The organism is Brucella sp. RRSP16 (assembly GCF_052246815.1).
Lineage (GTDB): Bacteria > Pseudomonadota > Alphaproteobacteria > Rhizobiales > Rhizobiaceae > Brucella > Brucella intermedia.
In genome coordinates, this window is sequence record NZ_JBQQAM010000001.1 from 620,162 (window position 1) to 639,551 (window position 19,390).

Genomic DNA, 19,390 nt, shown 5'->3' on the forward strand with positions numbered 1-19,390 from the left:
ATATGAGGTAGGCCATGTTGACCGACACTGCCGACAAAGCAAGAGCCACCGACAACTCTGCGCCGAAGATTGATCTGGCGGAGCACGACGGCGTGCGCCATATACGGATGAACGGTCGCTGGGTATCGCAGAGCGTCAACCTTGTTGATGACAAGGTGCGCCGCCTGGAGAAGGCGGACAAGAGAGAAGCCACGATCATTGATATTTCTGGCGTTTCCGGTCTCGATACGGCCGGCGCCTGGCTCATTGAACGCTTGCGGCAGCGTCTTGTCGCGCAGCAAGTGGAAGTGCAGCTGGAAGGTGTGCGTCAATCCTGGCTTCCTCTGATGGAGGAAGTAGGGCAGGCCGTCGAGCGTACCCTGGACATCCCACGCCAGAAGAAACCGTTCTTCCTTATTTCGTTTCTGGCCGCGCTGGGCGGTGGCGTTGTTTCCTTGGGTAATGACTTCAAGATGGCGATGCACATTCTTGGTGCCACGATCCGTGGAGCCCAGTTGAAATACGGACGCGGTAGCGGCATCCCCTTCGCTGCGATTGTCACGCAGATGGACCGCATGGGGGTGGGGGCAATTCCCATCATCATTCTGATGTCGACGATTGTCGGTGCTATCATTGCCCAGCAGGGTGCGTTTCAGTTGCGATATTTCGGCGCTGAAATTTTTGTCGTCGATCTGGTCGGCATTCTGGTGTTGCGTGAGCTCGGCGTACTTCTGACGGCTATCATGATCGCGGGGCGCTCAGGAAGCGCCATTACTGCCGAGATCGGCTCCATGAAAATGCGTGAGGAGACCGACGCTCTTACGGTCATAGGTCTCAATCCGGTCGGCGTTCTGGTCTTTCCACGTCTTGTGGCGCTGGTCATAGTGCTGCCATTGCTCACCATCGTTTCCGATCTCGCTGCGCTGATTGGGGCGGGTGGTGTTGCCTGGTTCTATTCCAATATTTCGCCAGATGCTTTCATCAGTCGCCTGCATGACGCCGTGGCGCTGAATACTTATTTTGCAGGGCTTATCAAAGCCCCGTTCATGGCGATGATCATCGGAATTCTCGCTTCGGTAGAAGGTATGAAGGTTGGAGGGAGCGCGGAATCTCTGGGCCGCCGCGTGACTGCTTCCGTTGTGAAGGCAATCTTCGTGGTTATTGTCGTGGATGGTCTGTTCGCAATGTTCTATGCGGCTATCAATTTTTAAATGCAGCTTATGTTCTTTATTTTTAATGGGTTCTTTGAGACACAGTTGCACAGAAAATTGAACCCTCAATCCTGTTCACTGGTTCAGTCCGAAGCCAAGCTCAGCTAAAGAATGGTTATGGAGAACGGCATCGACCATCGGTCGCAACCGCAGGATGAAGACATTCGCCAGACGGCCGTGCCGATGATCTCGGTGCGCGACGTAACGGTTTCGTTCGGACGCCAGACGGTGCTCGATAAGTTGTCTCTCGAGATTTATCGGGGGGAGGTGCTCGGTTTTATCGGCCCTTCCGGTTCGGGCAAATCCGTCTTGATGCGAACCATTCTTGGTCTCAATAAAAAGCAGTCCGGGGAAATCGAGATTCTCGGCCGCAATATTGATCAGTTGAACGAGCTGGAAAAGATGTCCATCGATATGCGCATGGGCGTTCTGTTTCAGCATGGGGCGTTGTTTTCAGCATTGAACGTTCTTGAAAACATTCAGGTTCCGATGCGCGAGTATCTTGACCTGTCACCGAAACTGATGGACGAGCTGGCGCGGCTGAAAATCGATCTGGTCGGCTTGAAGCCGGACACAGCGGAAAAATTTCCATCCGAGCTCTCCGGCGGCATGATCAAGCGCGCTGCGCTGGCACGCGCGCTGGCCTTGGACCCGGATATCTTGTTTCTTGATGAGCCCACATCGGGACTGGACCCCATTGGCGCAGCCGAATTCGATGACCTGATCGCCAATCTGCGGGATACGATGGGGCTGACCGTTTATATGGTCACTCATGATCTTGATAGTCTTTTTGCAATCTGCGATCGGATTGCTGTGCTTGGGGGCAAGAAGGTGCTCGTCAGCGGCACTATTGAAGACATGCTGACGGTGGACGATCCGTGGGTTAAATCCTATTTTCGGGGCAAGCGTGCGCGTCAGATCGATCCGTCGGCGCCAACGAGACGGCGGCCCGGCAGCCGCTTGCAGACTGGATAAGATATGGAAACTAAAGCCAATTACGTACTGGTGGGTGTCTTTACGCTGATCGTCAGCCTATTGGCTTTCGCTTTCGTGTTCTGGATCGCCCGTTTTGGGGAAGCACGCGATTCTCTGGAACTCGACGTTCGTATTCCAGGTTCGGTCACAGGCCTTTCGGTCGGAAGTCAGGTTCTGTTCAACGGTATCAAGGTTGGCGACGTTCGAGGACTGCAGCTTGATCCCAGCAACCCGGAAATGGTGATCGTCAAGACCCGCGTCAACGCGACAACGCCCATCACCCGTTCGACTACGGCAACCCTTGGTTTTCAAGGGCTGACGGGGATTGCTTATATCGAACTGAAGGGCGGCCGCCTCGATGAACCCAATCTCCTGACAGAGGCCGAGAAAGACGCAACGGTTGCCCGCATTGATGCCGACCCATCCTCAATCAACAATCTTCTCGCAACCGCGCAGGATATCGCTGCCCGCGCAAATTCGGTGCTCGGTCAGTTGGAAGGCTTTGTGAAGGATGCGCGCGGCCCACTGACAGATACCATCAATAATACGAAGACGTTCACCGACGCTCTGGCGAAGAATGCCAACATTATCGAGGAACTTGGCGAGAATACCGGGAATATCAACCAGATCGTCACCGACGCCAAGGACATGATGGCACGTTTGAACGCCGCGTCTGTGCGCGTCGATGCCATCCTGGCCAAGACCGACAAGCTTTTGTCCAGCGATGACAAGGATGGTGTTGTTGCCCAAGCGAAGGCGACATTGGAGTCCATTCGGCAGACGTCAGACAATCTCGACAAGCGACTGGGACCTATCGCGGACAATCTGCAGCGTTTTTCCGGACAGGGACTGCGGGATGTCCAGTCCGTCGTGGTTGACAGCCGCCGTTCCATTCAGCGCATAGAACAAGCTATCACCGATCTTGAGCGCAATCCCCAGCGTCTTATCTTTGGCGGTCAGGGGAATGTACCTCGTTATGACGGGAGGACGCGTCATTGAATTTCAAAACCGGCTTTAATGATATGAAATCACGTCGCGTTGTTCTCCGCACAGCTTCGGTTCCTTTTATTTTTGGCCTGCTTCTTGCCGGCTGCGGGACGACAACACCGCTCGACACGTTCAATCTGTCTGCGCCTCAGCCTGGTGTGACTTCACCGAGCCGCAAGAATGTGCAGTTGCTGGTTCCGACGCCAACAGCTCTCAAGGCGCTTGATAGCGAGAATATAGTCGTCAGTTCCGCACCGGGTTCCATCGAATACCTGAAGGGCGCTCAATGGGGCGACAGGCTGACAAACATCGTGCAGTCTCGTCTGGTGCAAGCCTATGAGAATACCGGTGTATTTGGCGGGATTGGCCGCCCGGGAGACGGACTGGCGATCAACTATCAGATCCTGACTGATCTTCGAATGTTCAGTATTCAGGCTTATGCCTCGCCAAAGCTCGCAGTTGTCGAACTGGCCGTGAGGCTGATGAACGATAAGAACGGGGAGGTTCGTGCGACCCGTGTTTTCCGTACGGCCATTCCCGTCGGTGGCGCGACGAATGCAGCCTATGTGAAGGCGCTCGACGCCGCCTTTGAACGGACTGCCAGCGAAATCGTGAGCTGGACGGTAACGACGCTCTGAGCCCGCGAAAGTTGATTGATGAGGAGGGCCGGCGATTAGTTGCCGGCCCTTTTTCTTTGGATTGACGCAGCCTGTTGCTGGCCGATAGTCCAGCCAACAAAAAACGCGGCCCGAAGGCCGCGTTTTTCTTCATTTCTGTTTCTTAGCGGAGGCGACCGCTTGCGTGAGCAAGCATTGTGTAGACTTTGCCGGTATCTGAAGTGAGGTAAGTCCGCGTTACCATGTTATCACGGTCGTTGCGGGCGACATCCTCGAGAAGACGCTGGAAGTCATCCATGTAGCGGTCCACGGCGCGGCGGAATTCGCCATCCGTCTGATACTTGCGCTTGATATCGTCAAAGGTCTGCTGACCTTTCAGCGTATAGAGGCGACGGGTAAAGACGTTCCGCTCACCACGACGATAGCGGTCCCACAGTTCCACAGAAGCTTCATGGTCGATAGCGCGCGCAATATCCACCGATAGCGAGTTCAGCGATTCAACGACATGGCTTGGCGAGCGAGGCGTTGCTGTCGGCTGTGCCTTGGGCTGCGCGGCCTCTTCTTCCTCACGGGATGCGCGGGCAAGGAGATCAGATACCCAACCACGCGGCTTTTCCGGTTGCGCAGCTTCGGATGATGCAGGCTGTGCCTTCGGCGCTTCGTAGACGCGCTGACGGAGAGCGACATCTGCCTGCGCCACTGGCGCCTGAACGGGAGCCGGACGAGCTGCAGCCGGTGTAGGACGCGAGACCGGGCGATCTGCACGGCTTTCGCCGACATCTACCAGGCGACCGGACTTGTTGACGATTTCGGCCAGTTCCTTGAGCGCATTGATCTGCTCGCTCACGGCCTTGCGCATCGCCGTCGTTGTTTCCTTTGCCTCAGCAGGCATGTCGAGAACGCCGCGCTTCAGTTCACCACGGGTCGTGTTGAGCTCGTTGCGGATTTCGCTGGCCGTGCGACGGATGTCGTCGGTTGCCGCAGAGAACTTCTGTGCAGCCTGTTCGACGATTTCCGAAACGCTTTCGCGCATCTTTTCGGCAGAAGAGCGGGTCTGGCCTTCGGCGCGCTGGAATGCAGATGCCACCAGCTCTTCGAAGGATTGCATCAGCTTTTCGACGCCTTCCGACTTCTCGACCAGGCCGGATGCCAGCTTATCGAGCGCCTGATGGCGATCTTCAAGCGTGCTGACGAGACCGTTCTGAGCCGAATTGATCATTTCGGAAGCAGAGGAAAGAACCTTTCCATGCTCTTCGAAGCGGTCGGCGATGTCTGCAATCTGAGACAGCGTGCTGTCCGAGATCGCCCGCAAAGTACCGATATTGCCGTCGATCAGGCCTGTGGAGGCCTGGAACATCTGCGCAGCGCGGTTGGTGTTCTCGACAAAGCTCGATGTCGTGTCGACAAGACGACCATCAATGTCGGTAAGATTGCGCGTAGCTGCGTCGATCAGCTTGCCCAACTCGCCGTTCGATGCGGCGAGACGGTCGATCAGTTCGCTGACATTATCGGAAAGTCCGGTTTTGGCCTGCTGGACAGCAGCAATTGTTTCTGCAGTCCGGCTCGCGAGTGCATTGACTAATGCGGCATTTTCCGAACGGAGTCTGTCGGTTGCGGCGTGCGTTGCTTCTTCAAGCTGTTGTGCCAGCCCACGACCGCTATCAGCGAGCCGCTGCACGAGCGGCTCTGCCGTATCGTTGAGAATCTTGGTGATTTCCTGCGAACGGGCAGCAAGAACGGCGTTGAGTTCGCGGGTGCGTTCCTCCAGTGTAACTGCAGTCGTGTCGGTTACCTGTGCGATGCGTGCTTCGACGGAGCCGAGTTCCATCGTTATACGCGAACCGATGTCGCCCAGACGGGTAGCGATTGCATCGGCACGTTCTGCAAGACGGGTTTCGGTGCCAGCGAGATTGTCGGCAACGCTGGCCGAGAAGGATTCGCTGTGACCTGCGAGCGTCTCGCTCGTCTTGGACGCCGTATCTGCGATACGAGCTTCAATCGTACTGAGTTCGCTGGTGAGGCGGCTCTCGATTGCTTCAAGCCCGCTGGCGATGGCATTGGCGCGTTCGCTGAGACGGCTCTCTGTTCCAGCCAGATTGTCGGCGACGCTGGCCGCAAAGGCCTCGCTGTGACCGGCAAGCGTTTCACTGGTTCTGCTGGCCGTATTGGCGATGCGGGCTTCGATCGAGCCCAACTCGCCAGTGAGGCGGCTTTCGATCTCGCCCAGGCGACCGGCAATCGCATCGGCGCGGTCGCCGAGGCGGGCTTCCGTGCCAGACAGGTTATCGATCAGGCGTGCGCTGAATGCCTCACCGAAACCGTCCAGAGCTTCACCGGCCTTGGCTGCTTCAGTTGAAAGCGTGCTTGCTGCTTCGCCGATCTTTTCACGTAGCGTGCCTGCAACGATGCCGGCGCTTTGTTCCAGTGCCCGGCGGACATTGTCGACGCCGATGGTGAGCGCCTTTTCCATCGTCTGGGTGCGTTCTTCGATAATGCCGGTCTGGCCTTCGAAAGCGCGGCTGATAGCGGAGCTGCTGTCGGCAATTGCATTGTGCAGGTTGGCCGTGCGCTGTTCCAGAATGTCGCTGTGATCCTGAAGCGTCTGGCTCAGCGAGGCGGTGCTTTCGCTCAGCGTCGAACGGATTTCGGCGGCACGGGTTTCAATCGTGCGCTCGTGACCGTCAAGAATACCGGAAAGGGCATTGTTGTGGTCATTCAGAACCGTGTGCAGGCCGCTCGTCCGTTCTTCAACCTGACGGATATGTTCACCCAATGTCGCGACGAACGTGTCGCGGCTGGCGCCGATGGACGCGTTCATGCTGCTGGCGCGCTCATCGAGAATACGCGCGAGCGTATCCTGATTGTCGGCGATAAGTGCCTGAAGGGAATTTACGCGTTCGTCAAAGGTGCGGGCGAGAACTTCGCGATTTTCGTTGAAGTTATCCCGCATTGCGGCAGCGCGCTCATCCATCAATTGAGCAAGCATAGCCTGGTTGCCTGCAATGATGCCATGAAGAGTGGAGGCGCGTTCTTCGAGCGAACGGCTGTGATCTGCGAAGCTCGCATCGAGCAGAGCAGAGTGGCTTTCCATTGTCTGGCGCAGCGCATGGGTCCGCTCTTCCAGAATTGCCGCATGGTTGTCGGCAACAGAATTGAGCGCCGATGCACTCGCGTTAACGGCATTTTCGATGTCACTTGTGCGTGCCGCAAGCGTGTCGGCGTGTCCGCGGATAACCGCGGAAACCCGTTCGGTTTCGCCTTCCAGCGATGCAGCGAGAACATCGCGGCTTTCAGCAAGCTTGCCGGCAAAGGCATCCGCCTTTTCGCCGAGGATGTTGCCGACGCTTTCGCCGATAGACGTCAGATCTTCACCGATCTTGGTCTTGGTTTCATCGATCATCGTGCTGAGCGAAGCGCGACCGCTGGAGAAGGTCTCTGCGATTTCGCGGGTACGAGCGATGAGATTTTCATTAATCTGACGCGAACGGGTCTCGAGAGCCGCGTTGAGTTTTTCAGTGCTGCTGTCGAGTGCATGTGCGCGAGCTTCGAATTCGGACAGAAGCGACCGGCCGCGCTCGGAAAGCGTGCTTTCGAGGTTGGCGAGGCGAGTGTCGAATTCGCTGACCATGGACTGCGTTGCGCCGCCGAGCAGATTGGCAATACCGCTCGTACGTTCGTCCAAAGCCTCAGCCAGACGGCCCGATACAGTGCGGGATTGCTCATCAAGTGTCGCGATACGCGTGTCCAGCAGGTTGGCAAAGGCTTCACCGGAAGTCGTGATGCGCGAGCCTATGTCTCCGGTGCGGGTTTCGATGGCTTCGGCAATAGCGCCACCGCTTTCATTGATGCTGCCGATCAGTCGTTCGCCAGATTCGGTGAGCAGGGTGCTCAACTGTTGCGAGGCAGAAAGAACATTGTCGCGGATGATGTTGGAAGCGCTCGAAAGTTCTTCCTTGAGCTGTTCGTGCGCACCCGAGATCGACGAACGCACGCGCTCGGCATGGCTGACGACAGCTTCACGCTCGTTGCCGAGGTCGCTAACCAGCGAACGAATACGAACTTCATTATCGCTATAGGCGCGTTCCAACTGATTGACTTCGGACTGAACCAGCGTTTCCAGCTCGACGGCCCGCGCCAATGTGCGTTCAATGCCTTCGTTCATGGCGGCGACTTCGCGACGCACAGCCTGTCCGAGAGTAGAAACGCGATCACCGGAAACAGCTTCCGGCTGGAGCAGCCGCATGGCAGCTTCCGACATGCTGCGTGCAGCCAGATGCATTTCCTGCGCACGCTTTACAAGCTGCGCAAATCCCCAGAACATGGCGACGGGCAAGGCTACACCAGCCACGACGCCGAGACCGGCGGGCGAAGTGAAGAAGTCCTTGGTGGCCTGCATGCTCGAGAAGACATCAGGATTGATGGCCTTGCTCAGCGCAACACCGCCAGCAGCCCAAAGCACGCTGATTGCGGTCGTGGTCCAGAACAGCTTCGACGAGTTTTCGGTCACGCGGCGTGGAGCTGCGATTATTGTTTTTTCACTGCGGGAATCGTCGTTTGCTGGCGTGAAGGTAGAGGAAGCGACATTGGCAGTCGTCGCAACAGACGGAGCGGAAACAGGCTTGCTGACCGGCTCTGGCGTGGGTGCTGCTGACTTCGAGGTATTGGCCGGCTTGTGCTGCACATTGGCCACGGCTTGCGCCACGGGACCCGCAGCTTTCACGACCGGGGGAACCGGTGGCGCCGCAGGCGTCGCAATCACCGAGGCTGTGGTGATGGTAGCGGCTTTTGCAGCGGTTTCCACTGGAGAAACGGCAGCGGGCTCAGCCGTTTTGGTCTTCTGTTCGGCAACCAGTTCTTCAGCCGCGCGCGAAATCTGCTCTTCCAGATCATCGACCGAGAAGCCTTCATCGAACGCACTCAAGTCCATATCCATATCAAGATCGTCACCGAAATCGATATCGAGTGCCTGTTCCAGTGCCTTTTCAACCTCAAGGTCGAGCTTCTGTGCCTTGGATTTGGAAGCCATTGTTCGCCTACCTCGTACTCATTACTGCGACGGCCGGACCATGAAAGAGCCGTTACAAAACTTTCTCCGCCATTTTGCATCGTATCGGGTCGTGCCTGTTAAGGAAATAGGCGTCTTTTGCCGATACCTAAAACTTTAAATACAAGGTTAACGGAAACCGGCTCAATTCGTGAAAATTCGACATTTCCGGCCTTCTGGCATTTACCAGCAAGTTGTGGAAATTGATCTGGACCATTGGGACTGCCTGAAAGAGCACTGCAAAGTTATTAACAAAAATACTCTCTTTGCGTGCAAATCCTTTCGCGGTCCGCTCCATGATTGCATCGTGTCGGCTCGGGATTCTATCCGCTTTTTCTCACAACCTTTGCTTCTTATCATATGATGCACTTTTGGCTGACGGCAAGGAAGAGTTTTACGGTCGTGAACGCAACTGTCGGATTTGCCAGGCGAGGAAACCTTCAATCGACGCACGGCATATTGGCGCAGTTGCGGACAAGTGCGCGGTCAAGGTTGAAACTGTTTCCAGAACGCCGTATCTGCGATTTCGAGTTTATTTGCGTTTTCAAGCCGGGATGGTGCGAACGCTGAAGACAAAGATCGCGCGAAATTTGCGCGTTTCAAGGAAATAAAATGACGAAGATCGTATTCGTATCTGCTGACGGCGCTACCCGAACCGAGGTCGAAGCCGACAACGGTTCCAGCGTGATGGAAGCTGCCATTCGCAATGGCATTCCTGGCATCGATGCGGAATGTGGCGGCGCTTGCGCCTGTGCAACCTGCCATGTCTATGTTGACGAGGATTGGACGGACACTGTCGGTGGGCCGGACGCTATGGAAGAGGACATGCTGGATTTCGCTTATGAGGTCCGCCCGACCTCGCGCCTCTCATGTCAGATCCGGGTGTCGGACGATCTTGAGGGGCTGGTCGTACAGGTGCCAGAACGCCAGAACTAGGCTTTTAAAGAAGTAGGAATGCGATGGGTTATGAGCCGCAGAACGATATTGTCATTATCGGCTGCGGACCCGTCGCACTCTTTTCCGTCTTTCAGCTTGGGCTTTTTGGTTTCAAGTGCCATCTCATAGAAGCCTGTGATCGGCCCGGCGGTCAATGCACGGCACTCTATGCTGACAAGCCGATCTATGACGTACCCGGATTTCCCGAAATCATGGGCGAGGAACTCGTTGAACGGCTTCTCAGGCAGATCGAGCCGTATAATCCGGTTTTTCATTTCAAGAAGATTGCAGACAGCATCTCTGTCGATGAATACGGGGTGACCATCAGCACTTGCGATGGTGAAAAGTTCCACGCCCGCGCTGCGGTGATTGCCTCCGGTCTCGGCGCGTTTACCAGTAATGAGCAGGTTATCCGTCCTGACCCGCTTGCAAAGCTTTCGCTGTTGAAAACGGGTAACATGCTGGCTGTAAGTTCAGAGACCTTCAGAACTTCGAGTCCAAAGGTCTATGCCATCGGGGATGCCTGTCATTATCCGGGCAAACTGAAACTGATCCTGTCGGGGTTTCACGAAGCCGCTTTGATGACGCAGGCCGTACGACGGGAATTGGCCTAGCTTCGGTTCGCTATTTGGAAGCCTGCTGGGCGCGCTCCATGCGATAGGTCAGCAAGCGCGCGAAACGATCTTCGAAATTGATTGTCTCAACCCGGTCGAACCGCTGCTGCTCCTTGTCATGTGCTTCCATGAGGCGGGCTGTTACCTTGTCTATGTCCGCGCGCAGCACCACGCAATCCGGGCGGCTGCGCAGACCACGTATTTCCCGTTCCATCCGGCTCGCAAAGCTTCGGGCGATCACGATGTGGCTTTCTTCATGCCGACGAATATCCTGCACCAGCGTATCCCAGATCAACGCGAGTTCCGGCGTAGCCTTGCGACGCTGCTTCCAACGGGGCAGGGAGACCTTTGCGTGAACATTCACGTAAACATCCTGCACCTTGCAGTCTTTTCCGGGTGCACGACCATAGCGCACTTTCGCGTCGAAACGGATTTCAGCGGCACCGGGGTGATGCCGGCCTGTCTTCTTGAGGAAGGGGCCGCTGCGGGAAAGTGCCTTGTCGAGGTCCGCCGCCGTTTTACCGCTTACGGTGTAATAGCTGAATTCGCGAAAGATCGACGCGGCTTCGGCCTGGGGAGCTACCATGGCAAGAACTGCACCGAGGGCCAGAACCTTCTTTCTCAAATTCATGTCCTGGCACCTCTTTCTAAAACCAGCAGGAAATTCGCTTTTTGCTGCCACAAGCATGGCATGCAATCGTCAAGAGAACTATAACGCCCTTCAAAATGACTTCAGGCGAGGTTGGTTGCAACCTCGCCGCAATGAAAAGTGGCACGGAGAATGGCAGAGGAACATTTCGCTATGACGAAAGAATGGCACCTCGCGCATGGACGAAGCATCCATGTGGGGACCAAGGCCATTATAATGGGCATACTAAATGTCACGCCTGACTCTTTTTCCGATGGCGGCCAACATGAAGAGTTGGAAAAGGCCATTGAAGCGGCTGGCCAGATGCTCGCTGATGGAGCGACAATCATCGATGTGGGCGGGGAATCGACCCGTCCCGGAGCCGCCGCCGTCGATGCCGAAACTGAAATCGCACGCGTTGTTCCCGTCATCGAGGCATTGGCAAGGAGATATGATTGCATCATCTCCATCGATACTTACCGCGCTGCAACGGCGCAGGCCGCGGTCAATGCCGGAGCACATATCGTCAATGACGTCTGGGGGCTCCAGCGCGAACCGGAAATTGCTCATGTAGCTAGATACAGCGGCGCGGGACTGGTCATCATGCACACCAGCAGGGATCGCCCCGTTCTTGCCGATGTCATTGAAGATCAGTTCTCGTTCCTCAATGTCTCGCTGAATATAGCGAAAGACGCAGGTATTGAAGAATCCCGCATCGTGCTCGATCCCGGGTTCGGCTTCGGCAAGAACAAGAATGAAGACGTTGCGCTTTTGGGCAGGGCGGATGAATTGCAAAAACTCGGGTTTCCGTTACTGGTCGGTACATCGCGCAAACGTTTTATTGGCGGTATGACGGGAAGGGATAATCCACTTGACCGTGATATAGGAACTGCGGCAACGTCGGTCGCACTGCGTTTGGCAGGTGCCGACATCTTCCGTGTTCACAATGTCGCTTTTAATAGAGACGCACTTGCCGTTGCAGATGATATCCTGCAATCAAGACGCAGCGAAAACAGAAAGTGAAGCCGTGTATACGATCCGAATGATGAATTGCGCGTTCTTTGCGCACCACGGCGTTTTCGATGAAGAGCATAAGCTCGGCCAGCGTTTTTATGTCGATGCCATTCTCGATGTCGATCCGGGCAACGCGCTGGAAAACGACGATATTGACGGCACTGTGCATTACGGTATCGCATTCGCCGTAATTCAGGACATTATCACGGGGCGCCAGCGCTATCTGATCGAAACGCTGGCTCTCGACGTTGCAAAAGCGCTCGCCGCCCGGTTTCCGCAGGTAAAGCGCGCGGAAATCACCGTACGCAAGCCGAACGCGCCAGTACCGGGTGTCCTGGACCATGTTGAAGTGACCGTGGTCTACCCGCAGTGAACACGAGCAAATCTTACCGCGCCTGGCTGGGGCTCGGCGGAAATATCGACGATCCCGTCGCCTCGATGGGCAAGGCCTTGCGCATGCTGGACGCACGTGCCGACACGAATATCGTCGGCGTTTCGGCAGTTTATCGCACGCCGCCATGGGGAAAGACGGACCAGGCGTGGTTTCACAATGCCTGCGCCGAAGTCGAAACTTCGTTGCAGCCATTGGAGTTGATTGCGACCTGTCTCGATGTTGAACGCTCTTTAAAGCGTGTCAGGCTGGAGAGATGGGGACCGCGCATTATCGATATAGATATACTGGCGATGCAGGATGAAGCGGGCAGGGCTGTCATTATGACTGACGCCGCTCTGGTATTGCCGCATCCACGTATGCACGAGCGCGCTTTCGTGCTCGTGCCGCTGAACGATATCGCGCCTTCTCTCGAAATCGGAGGCAAGACGATTGCCGACTGGAATGCCGGGATCGAACAGTCTGGAATAGAAAAAGCCCGCACAGATGCGGGCTGGTGGCGGGAATAGGGTCGGCTCAGTTCTTGGCGATGCTGCCGACAGCGATATTATCGACGCGCTTCAAATTCATGCCGATGACCGGAACCAGCTCCTTGTCGACGCGAACGGAAACCGTCACGTTCATCGTGTTCGGATCAGAGATGCGCGCGAGCATCGCACCGTTGAGCTGCTTGCGGTTAAGGCCGAAGACGACCTTGTTGCCGCTGACCGAACCCGATGTAACGTCAAGCCCCTTGCCTTCGGCGCCGTCGTTGAACTTCCCGGAATAAGCCGAGCCAACGCGTGTAACGGTGGCCTTCATCGGCTGCGAGAAAACGCCGACGCGGCAAGTGCCATCCAGCGTCATTCCAACGCTTTCATCCGGCGTCGATCCAGCGAGATTACAAACGAACTTCGTGCCTTTGTATTTTCCGGCAACGATTTCGCCCGGGCCCGACCATTGGCCTTCGATCGTTTGAAAGAACTGTTTGTCCTTGTCGGCGGCCAGAACCGGCGCGGCAGAAAATGACACGGGCAGCAGCGTCAGGCAGGCGGCGATGCAATTCTTCATATTCAGCTCTGTCCCGGATTCACGACCTTGATTGGACGTCATTCCTAATCGTTGTTTTTCAGCATGTCACGACCAAAACTGGCCGCACCTCGCAAACCGTCGGATATTCCGAGGCTGCCAAAAGCCGATTGAAGGGGAAGGGCACGGATTGAAGGGGAGTGTGCCGATACACCGGATCGCTCGATTCTGGCGCAGATTTCTATCTGCCATAATCGGCGGGAATGGTTAATGCTTCGGAAATAAACTGCTATTTTCCAGAAGGCTTCTTATCGGTGCGTTCACCGCTGATCCTTGCAAGATCGCCAATAAAGTCGCCGATACCGGGCCGTTTTTCGGCATTGAACGGGAATGGACGCACCACATCCATAGCTGCAATTCCGATGCGTGCCGTCATCAGCCCGTTGACCACGCCTTCGCCCAGTTTGGCCGACAGGCGGGAGGCAAGACCATGGCCGACAAGCTGTTGGATCACACTGTCTCCCATGGCGAGCGTGCCCGTCACGGCCAGATGAGCGATGACCCGGCGGGCAAGTTTAAGGAAACCCAATGTCCCGGGCCGACCGCCGTAGAGTTGTGAAAGCCTGCGGATCAGCCGGGCGGATTCAAAAATTACATATCCGATATCGACCAGCGCCCGCGGGCTGATCGCAGTGACAATCGAAACGCGTTTGGATGCATTCAGAATGAGTGCGCGCGCTCTCGGTCGAGGGGGCGGAGAATTTCCGTTTCGGCAAGCTGGATCAGATTTCGCCCGTCAATGATATCGTCCGTGAGGCCGTCCAGAAGCTGTCGTCCGCGCGCAGTTTCAGGCAAGCCTGCCGCAATCGAGCGCAGCGCGTCCACGGCTTTTCTGGCCGCCGCCATATCGTCACGCTCAGCTGCATCTGCCGCGTCCTTGCGAAGATGCTGCACTGAAGCGAGGCGGCGGAGTGCTGCCAGTTCGCGAACGACGATGGCAATAAAGGCGGCAAGCGCAATTATAGCGACGCCCAAGGCGGTCCAGCCCAACCAGTCAGCGCGCGAAAACAGTGCTCGAATAAGGTCTTCAATCCAGATGCCGACGGCGAAGGAAACAAGTAAGCCGAGCGCGCCGAACAGTATTTTGCTGAGGGACCAGCCCTTGCGTTCGGGCGCTTCATAGGATGGGTCGAGGATCTCCAACTCGGCTGCCTCGTCGTCGCTCAAGGCGAAAACATCCGGTTGCGCGATAACCGCATCCAGGTCACGGACCGCGCGGGGACGGCGGGGCGCTTCATCCACCGTCTCGGGATGGATTGTGGGCTGATTTACCGTGAATGAAGCCGGTCTACGTGGTGTCTTCTCAGTCATGCGAGACGATCCCCAATCAGAAACTGCAAGGCGCGATCCAGCCTTATATGAGGCAGTGAAAGTGTCAGTCCTTCGGCGGTACGCTCAAGCCGCGGAGGGCGAAAACGGACGAAACGGATGGCCGGATCATCCTGCGCAAAAGACTTTTCAAAGATCGCATTGGGATTCTTCGGTAAGTCTCCGGGAAATATGGCTGTTTCGGTTTCACCATCGAACACTTCCCCGTCGATCTTCTCGCCCTTCAACGGGGTGCCCACGATGACCGGGAGAGTTTCCTTGCCCTGTGTCACGGTTGCCTCGCTGGTCGCGCGGACCGCAGCCATTGCGAGGACATCAATATCCGCGCCCGAAAAGTCAGCGCGTTCGATAGCTCGCTCGACCAGACGCCGCACGATGGCTTGCAGGCGGTCATGACTTTCATGGTGCAGATGATCGGCCTTCGTTGCCGCAACAAGGATACGCCCGATCCGGCGCTGGATCAGACCCGTCAGCAGATTGGCGCGCCCGGCCGGAAACACGACAAAATATCGGTGAGCGCGCGTTCCAGATCGGCGACGACGGCGCCGCCTGCGTTCATCGCCTGCATGGCATCGATAAGCACGATCTGCCGATCGAGCCGCGCAATATGCTCGCGGAAGAATGGCTTGATGACGTAGGTTTTATAGGCTTCGTAACGCCGTTCCATCATTGCGCCCAGCGAGCCGGCCCTCAGATCGTCCGGTTTCAGGTTTGGAAGTGGCGCGAATGTCAGCGCGGGCGAGCCCTCAAGGTCTCCCGGCATCAGGAACCGTCCCGGCGGCAGGGTGGATAATGCGCGTTCATCGGCTTTGCCAGCACGCAAATAAGCCGTGAAACTTCTGGCGAGGCGCTGTGCCGTCAGTTCGTCTGCTTTTTCAGTAGGGTCAACGAGAGCGGCTTCACTAATCCACTCCTGGGCCAGATCCTTGTGTGTTGGCTCGTGGGCCAGAGCAAAGGAGTCCGCACTGAATTCCGCATAAGATTTGCCAAGCAGAGGCAAATCGAGCAGCCATTCGCCCGGGTAATCGACAATATCAACCGACAGCTTGCCCGGTGACAGCCAACGTCCCCAGGCGGAAGCGGATTCATATTCGATCGTGAGGCGCAGTTGGGAGATGGCGCGGGTGGAGTCCGGCCAGATACGCTCATCGATCAATGCCGACAGATGTTCTTCATATTGAAAGCGGGGGACAGCATCGTCCGGTTGCGGTTCGAGCAGGGCTCGTGAAATGCGGCCTGATTTATAGGCTTCGAACATCGGAAGCCTGCCACCGTGCAGCATGTTGTGAACGAGAGCCGTGATGAAGACCGTCTTTCCGGCGCGCGACAGACCCGTCACGCCGAGCCGCAATGATGGAGACAAAATCCCGGTCGCACGATCTGCCAACGTATCCAGTGCGATCTTCGCTTCGTCGCCAATACTTGTCAGCTTAGCCAATTAATCCTCGCCCAATTCACTGATCTGTCAGCGGTATAGATAGGGTGGCCCCAGCGGCCTTGGCAAGGAATGCCGGTTGCTTCGGGGAAAATCTACTGGGGCAGTATGAAGCTTTCCAGATAACCGGCGCCACGCTCAAGATCGGTGAGGGAGGCGGGAAACGTGATATTGGCCAGTGCGGCAGTAGGAAAGCCAGCGCGCAGTTTCAGAAGGCTATCTTTGTTGCCATCGCTACACAAGGCGAGTGCCAGGTCTTCGATACTGGGGTTATGTCCTACAAGCATCAGCGTCGCCGCATCCCCAAGTGTGCGTATGGCTTCCATGTAGTCAGCCGCGCCACCGCTGTAGATCGTATCGTCTACGATTGTTTCGACCTCGATACCCAGACGTTCAACAATGCCGAACGCAGTTTCTCGGGTTCTGCACGAACCGGAAAGAACCACCCGATCGGGATAAAGCCCGGTTGACTTCATAGCCCTTGCGAGCCGGTCGAGTGCGGCTTTGCCTTCCTGATCAAGAGGGCGATCGAAGTCCTTCATTCCCGGTCTGGCCCACACGGCTTTCGCGTGTCTTAGAAGAAGCAAGCGACTCATCTGTAACGTTCCAAGCTGTGTTTCTCCTGCATTTTTCGCCATAATCCGAGAGCGAATGAACGCTCCGGTTGCCTATTCTCCCGATTTTTTGATGGCTGTCAGCATTATTTACAGGTGGCATTTGGCTAATTATTGAGCTTCATGAACTTCACCCGAGGGAGAGTGGTTTCGACTGAAAATATACCGATGTTTTCCGCAATTGATTGAAGTTATTCTGAAAGTGGCAAGAGCAAATTTTTGCGTTCAGCTCTATGTTGCATCATTTTTACGCATAATCATACAAAATTGATGCACTAAAAAGTAGTGAAGTACGCTTGTTTGATGTTGTGTCCTTGTTGCTATGGAACTATATAACCGCTCGCGTCTCCTAGATGTGGGGTAATTCAGAATGAGTGAATTGATTGACCTTGACTATAGGCCCACTGAAGACGAGCCGTTCATGAACGAGCGGCAGAAGTCTTATTTCCGTGCGAAACTGATCGCATGGAAGAATGATATTCTGCGTGAAGCGCGCGAAACGCTTGAGGCGCTGCAGCAGGAAAATGCCAACCATCCCGACCTGGCGGACAGGGCATCCTCCGAAACGGATCGGGCAATCGAGCTGCGAGCTCGCGACAGACAGCGCAAACTGATCTCAAAAATCGACGCGGCCCTGAGCCGCATTGATGAAGGAACATACGGTTTCTGCGAAGAGACGGGAGAGCCTATCAGCTTGAAGCGGCTTGATGCGCGTCCGATCGCTACGCTTTCAATCGAAGCACAGGAGCGTCATGAGCGTCGAGAAAAAGTCTATCGCGACGACTAACTGCGCCTTCCGGAACGTGTGAAACAGAGCGTCGACCTAATTCAATCTGATCGCAATATGCTCTAGGTCCGAGACGGTTTGAAAATTATAGGCTGCGGTTTCCGCAGCCTATTTTCTTTTATCGATATGACTTCGGCGGGAAATCAATCCCGGCGGATTCCATCCTTGGTCAATTCACCGAGGAGCTTTTCCATTTCGTCCTCGATATCGTCCTTTGTCTTGTCTTCGAGCCCATCGTCGGTTGCCGAAATATCAAGCGAACTCAGAAGCTCATTCTCGAAGAACTCGGTATCGAATGGGGCCGCTTCCTTGCTCTCCTCGCTGGTAGAGCTCTGCGAATTGATGTCTGCGGTGATGGCGTCCTGCAATGCATTGCCGAGGTCCGCCAGGTCATCACCGGGCGGTTCAGGTGAAACTGGCCCGGATACCGCCGGCTTTGACGCTGCAATCGGGATCTCAGGTTCGATGCGCTTCGGTTCGGAAGGCGTGGAGAATGCCGGCGCTGCCGTTGTGGATACCGTGGGACCCGTTACGTCGAGCGATGGAGATTTGTCCGCGACCGCTGTTTCACGCTCAGGAACGATACTGCCGAGATTTGCCGAGGCGACCGACGTAACGGCAGCAACGCCGGTAGCGGTGACACCACCTGAGGAGGTTGAACTCACCACTCCGCGCGAAACCTGGCTTAATGGATAGGCAGGGTGGGCGCGTGTTGACTGTGGCTGTGCCTGCGCGGGGCGGGGCGGCAATACTGTGCGCGGTTGTGGGGGATAATTCGGTGCGGGCCGTGGTTGTGGTCGAGCCTGCACCGGCTGAGCGGGTTTCGGTTCGACGGGCGATTGCGACGAGTGGGACGCCACAGCCGGAGCCTGGGGCGGAACACGAACCGGCGTAGCAGCCTGTGGGGCCGGTTCATCTCGTGCTGGCTCGGGTTTGCGGTAAGCCGGTGTTTCGATTGCGGAACTGATCTGGATCGCTTCGTCCTTCTCGTTCGCCGGAGGGGTCTGCAGCGACAGAGCAGGGGTCTTTTCATTGGTCAGCACTTCGTGCTGCTTGAAGCGTTCGATGTGCTCCGGTTCTATCCGAGAAGGCTGCACCCGCGCATGGGCCCGCGATTCCATGACGATATTCTGCTCCACCACAACGTCTGTGGGGCCGCCGATGAGCAACAGATGCTCCACATCGTCACGGCGAATAAGGACCAGCTTGCGCCTGCTGTCGACTGCCGCCGCATCCATCACGGAGAGCCGCGGTTGCCGCGTACGTCCGTTGGATACGTAAGTACCGCCGCTGAAACGGCGGATAATACTGAGAACAACGAAAATTCCGCAAAGAATGATCGCAAATATTAGGATGAAGCCGACAATATTAGCCGCGCTCTCTCCAACGATGCCGCTGAGCCATTCCTTCATGCGGATACCCTCTTATACAATAAACGAAAACCTACGATGAATGGAGACTGCGCTTCCCCCGACACTCCACATCATCGTGTTGTTCATACAGTAGATGAATTTCTAGGCCTTGGGAATGTTTCTTGGGAATGCGAGAAATATATGATCCCCAGGCAAAACAGTGCAAAAAAGTCCAATTTGCACCGTTTCAGTGCAGCAATGCTTGTACTGCTCGCCGAATAAAGCATTCTGCGAATCGGGTATACCCTGACATATCGGCTGCGCGGTCCCACGTGATAGCTGAACCGCGCGGAAAAGTGCATTCGAGAAAATCGGATATGCAGATGATTGAAATGACGTCTTGGCTGAT

15 protein-coding genes and 2 pseudogenes are annotated in these 19,390 nt (G+C 56.0%); 10 read left to right on the plus strand and 7 right to left on the minus strand.

Annotated features, from left to right (window positions below; all coding sequences use genetic code 11):
- Positions 1–14: 14 nt before the first annotated feature.
- The 4 genes from ACS5UA_RS02960 (at position 15) to ACS5UA_RS02975 (ending at position 3,790) form a co-directional block, all read left to right on the plus strand.
- Complete coding sequence (locus tag ACS5UA_RS02960; protein ID WP_443101132.1) at positions 15–1,190, plus strand: ABC transporter permease; 1,176 nt, start codon at positions 15–17, stop codon at positions 1,188–1,190.
- Between the two features lie 111 nt (positions 1,191–1,301).
- Positions 1,302–2,165, plus strand: coding sequence for an ABC transporter ATP-binding protein (locus ACS5UA_RS02965; protein ID WP_025089517.1), 864 nt, complete (start codon positions 1,302–1,304; stop codon positions 2,163–2,165).
- A gap of 3 nt (positions 2,166–2,168) precedes the next feature.
- Positions 2,169–3,164 carry an MlaD family protein gene (locus ACS5UA_RS02970; RefSeq protein WP_021585174.1) on the plus strand — a complete coding sequence of 332 codons (996 nt, stop codon included), beginning with the start codon at positions 2,169–2,171 and terminating at the stop codon, positions 3,162–3,164.
- 23 nt (positions 3,165–3,187) lie between these two features.
- Positions 3,188–3,790 (plus strand): ABC-type transport auxiliary lipoprotein family protein, encoded by a 603-nt coding sequence (locus ACS5UA_RS02975; protein WP_443101133.1) that lies wholly within the window; start codon positions 3,188–3,190, stop codon positions 3,788–3,790.
- A 142-nt stretch (positions 3,791–3,932) separates the two neighbouring features.
- Here ACS5UA_RS02975 and ACS5UA_RS02980 read toward each other — a convergent pair whose 3' ends face one another.
- Positions 3,933–8,795, minus strand: coding sequence for an apolipoprotein A-IV repeat region-like domain-containing protein (locus ACS5UA_RS02980; RefSeq protein ID WP_021585172.1), 4,863 nt, complete (start codon positions 8,793–8,795; stop codon positions 3,933–3,935).
- Between the two features lie 630 nt (positions 8,796–9,425).
- Here ACS5UA_RS02980 and ACS5UA_RS02985 point away from each other — a divergent pair.
- Positions 9,426–9,749, plus strand: a complete 324-nt coding sequence (locus ACS5UA_RS02985; protein WP_021585170.1) for a 2Fe-2S iron-sulfur cluster-binding protein — start codon at positions 9,426–9,428, stop codon at positions 9,747–9,749.
- 23 nt (positions 9,750–9,772) lie between these two features.
- On the plus strand, positions 9,773–10,363 hold the full coding sequence (locus ACS5UA_RS02990) for an NAD(P)/FAD-dependent oxidoreductase (RefSeq protein WP_021585169.1): 591 nt from the start codon (positions 9,773–9,775) through the stop codon (positions 10,361–10,363).
- A 10-nt stretch (positions 10,364–10,373) separates the two neighbouring features.
- On the opposite strand, the gene ACS5UA_RS02995 is transcribed toward ACS5UA_RS02990, so the two are convergent.
- Entirely contained in the window at positions 10,374–10,994 is a 621-nt protein-coding gene (locus ACS5UA_RS02995) for a DUF922 domain-containing Zn-dependent protease (protein WP_025089518.1), read from the minus strand.
- A 171-nt stretch (positions 10,995–11,165) separates the two neighbouring features.
- On the opposite strand from ACS5UA_RS02995, the gene folP reads away from it, so the two are divergent.
- The 3 genes from folP to folK all read left to right on the plus strand — a co-directional run bounded on the left by folP (position 11,166) and on the right by folK (position 12,905).
- A complete protein-coding gene (gene folP / locus ACS5UA_RS03000) occupies positions 11,166–12,014 on the plus strand; it encodes a dihydropteroate synthase (RefSeq protein ID WP_025089519.1) in 849 nt (282 codons plus the stop codon).
- Between the two features lie 4 nt (positions 12,015–12,018).
- Positions 12,019–12,378, plus strand: coding sequence for a dihydroneopterin aldolase (folB, locus tag ACS5UA_RS03005; RefSeq protein WP_006470502.1), 360 nt, complete (start codon positions 12,019–12,021; stop codon positions 12,376–12,378).
- Between the two features lie 65 nt (positions 12,379–12,443).
- Entirely contained in the window at positions 12,444–12,905 is a 462-nt protein-coding gene (folK, locus tag ACS5UA_RS03010; protein ID WP_235694277.1) for a 2-amino-4-hydroxy-6-hydroxymethyldihydropteridine diphosphokinase, read from the plus strand.
- 7 nt (positions 12,906–12,912) lie between these two features.
- Here folK and ACS5UA_RS03015 read toward each other — a convergent pair whose 3' ends face one another.
- The 4 genes and pseudogenes from ACS5UA_RS03015 to ACS5UA_RS03030 all read right to left on the minus strand — a co-directional run bounded on the left by ACS5UA_RS03015 (position 12,913) and on the right by ACS5UA_RS03030 (position 16,824).
- Complete coding sequence (locus ACS5UA_RS03015) at positions 12,913–13,446, minus strand: hypothetical protein (RefSeq protein ID WP_025089520.1); 534 nt, start codon at positions 13,444–13,446, stop codon at positions 12,913–12,915.
- A 247-nt stretch (positions 13,447–13,693) separates the two neighbouring features.
- Positions 13,694–14,775: pseudogene (locus ACS5UA_RS03020) on the minus strand (YcjF family protein).
- Positions 14,772–16,231, minus strand: a pseudogene (locus tag ACS5UA_RS03025) (YcjX family protein). Before ACS5UA_RS03025 ends, ACS5UA_RS03020 begins: the two co-directional pseudogenes overlap by 4 nt.
- Positions 16,232–16,323: 92 nt before the next feature.
- Entirely contained in the window at positions 16,324–16,824 is a 501-nt protein-coding gene (locus ACS5UA_RS03030; protein WP_025089522.1) for a SixA phosphatase family protein, read from the minus strand.
- A gap of 388 nt (positions 16,825–17,212) precedes the next feature.
- On the opposite strand from ACS5UA_RS03030, the gene dksA reads away from it, so the two are divergent.
- Complete coding sequence (gene dksA / locus ACS5UA_RS03035; protein WP_006466858.1) at positions 17,213–17,629, plus strand: RNA polymerase-binding protein DksA; 417 nt, start codon at positions 17,213–17,215, stop codon at positions 17,627–17,629.
- 143 nt (positions 17,630–17,772) lie between these two features.
- Here dksA and ACS5UA_RS03040 read toward each other — a convergent pair whose 3' ends face one another.
- Complete coding sequence (locus ACS5UA_RS03040) at positions 17,773–19,041, minus strand: flagellar biosynthetic protein FliO (RefSeq protein WP_021585160.1); 1,269 nt, start codon at positions 19,039–19,041, stop codon at positions 17,773–17,775.
- Positions 19,042–19,390: the final 349 nt, after the last annotated feature.

Bases quoted from the DNA above. Each gene is read 5' to 3' on its own strand.
- ACS5UA_RS02960 (WP_443101132.1), top strand. From the start codon at position 15: ATGTTGACCGACACTGCCGACAAAGCAAGAGCCACCGACAACTCTGCG.
- ACS5UA_RS02965 (WP_025089517.1), top strand. From the start codon at position 1,302: ATGGTTATGGAGAACGGCATCGACCATCGGTCGCAACCGCAGGATGAA.
- ACS5UA_RS02970 (WP_021585174.1), top strand. From the start codon at position 2,169: ATGGAAACTAAAGCCAATTACGTACTGGTGGGTGTCTTTACGCTGATC.
- ACS5UA_RS02975 (WP_443101133.1), top strand. From the start codon at position 3,188: ATGAAATCACGTCGCGTTGTTCTCCGCACAGCTTCGGTTCCTTTTATT.
- ACS5UA_RS02980 (WP_021585172.1), bottom strand. From the start codon at position 8,795: ATGGCTTCCAAATCCAAGGCACAGAAGCTCGACCTTGAGGTTGAAAAG.
- ACS5UA_RS02985 (WP_021585170.1), top strand. From the start codon at position 9,426: ATGACGAAGATCGTATTCGTATCTGCTGACGGCGCTACCCGAACCGAG.
- ACS5UA_RS02990 (WP_021585169.1), top strand. From the start codon at position 9,773: ATGGGTTATGAGCCGCAGAACGATATTGTCATTATCGGCTGCGGACCC.
- ACS5UA_RS02995 (WP_025089518.1), bottom strand. From the start codon at position 10,994: ATGAATTTGAGAAAGAAGGTTCTGGCCCTCGGTGCAGTTCTTGCCATG.
- folP (WP_025089519.1), top strand. From the start codon at position 11,166: ATGACGAAAGAATGGCACCTCGCGCATGGACGAAGCATCCATGTGGGG.
- folK (WP_235694277.1), top strand. From the start codon at position 12,444: ATGGGCAAGGCCTTGCGCATGCTGGACGCACGTGCCGACACGAATATC.
- ACS5UA_RS03015 (WP_025089520.1), bottom strand. From the start codon at position 13,446: ATGAAGAATTGCATCGCCGCCTGCCTGACGCTGCTGCCCGTGTCATTT.
- ACS5UA_RS03030 (WP_025089522.1), bottom strand. From the start codon at position 16,824: ATGAGTCGCTTGCTTCTTCTAAGACACGCGAAAGCCGTGTGGGCCAGA.
- dksA (WP_006466858.1), top strand. From the start codon at position 17,213: ATGAGTGAATTGATTGACCTTGACTATAGGCCCACTGAAGACGAGCCG.
- ACS5UA_RS03040 (WP_021585160.1), bottom strand. From the start codon at position 19,041: ATGAAGGAATGGCTCAGCGGCATCGTTGGAGAGAGCGCGGCTAATATT.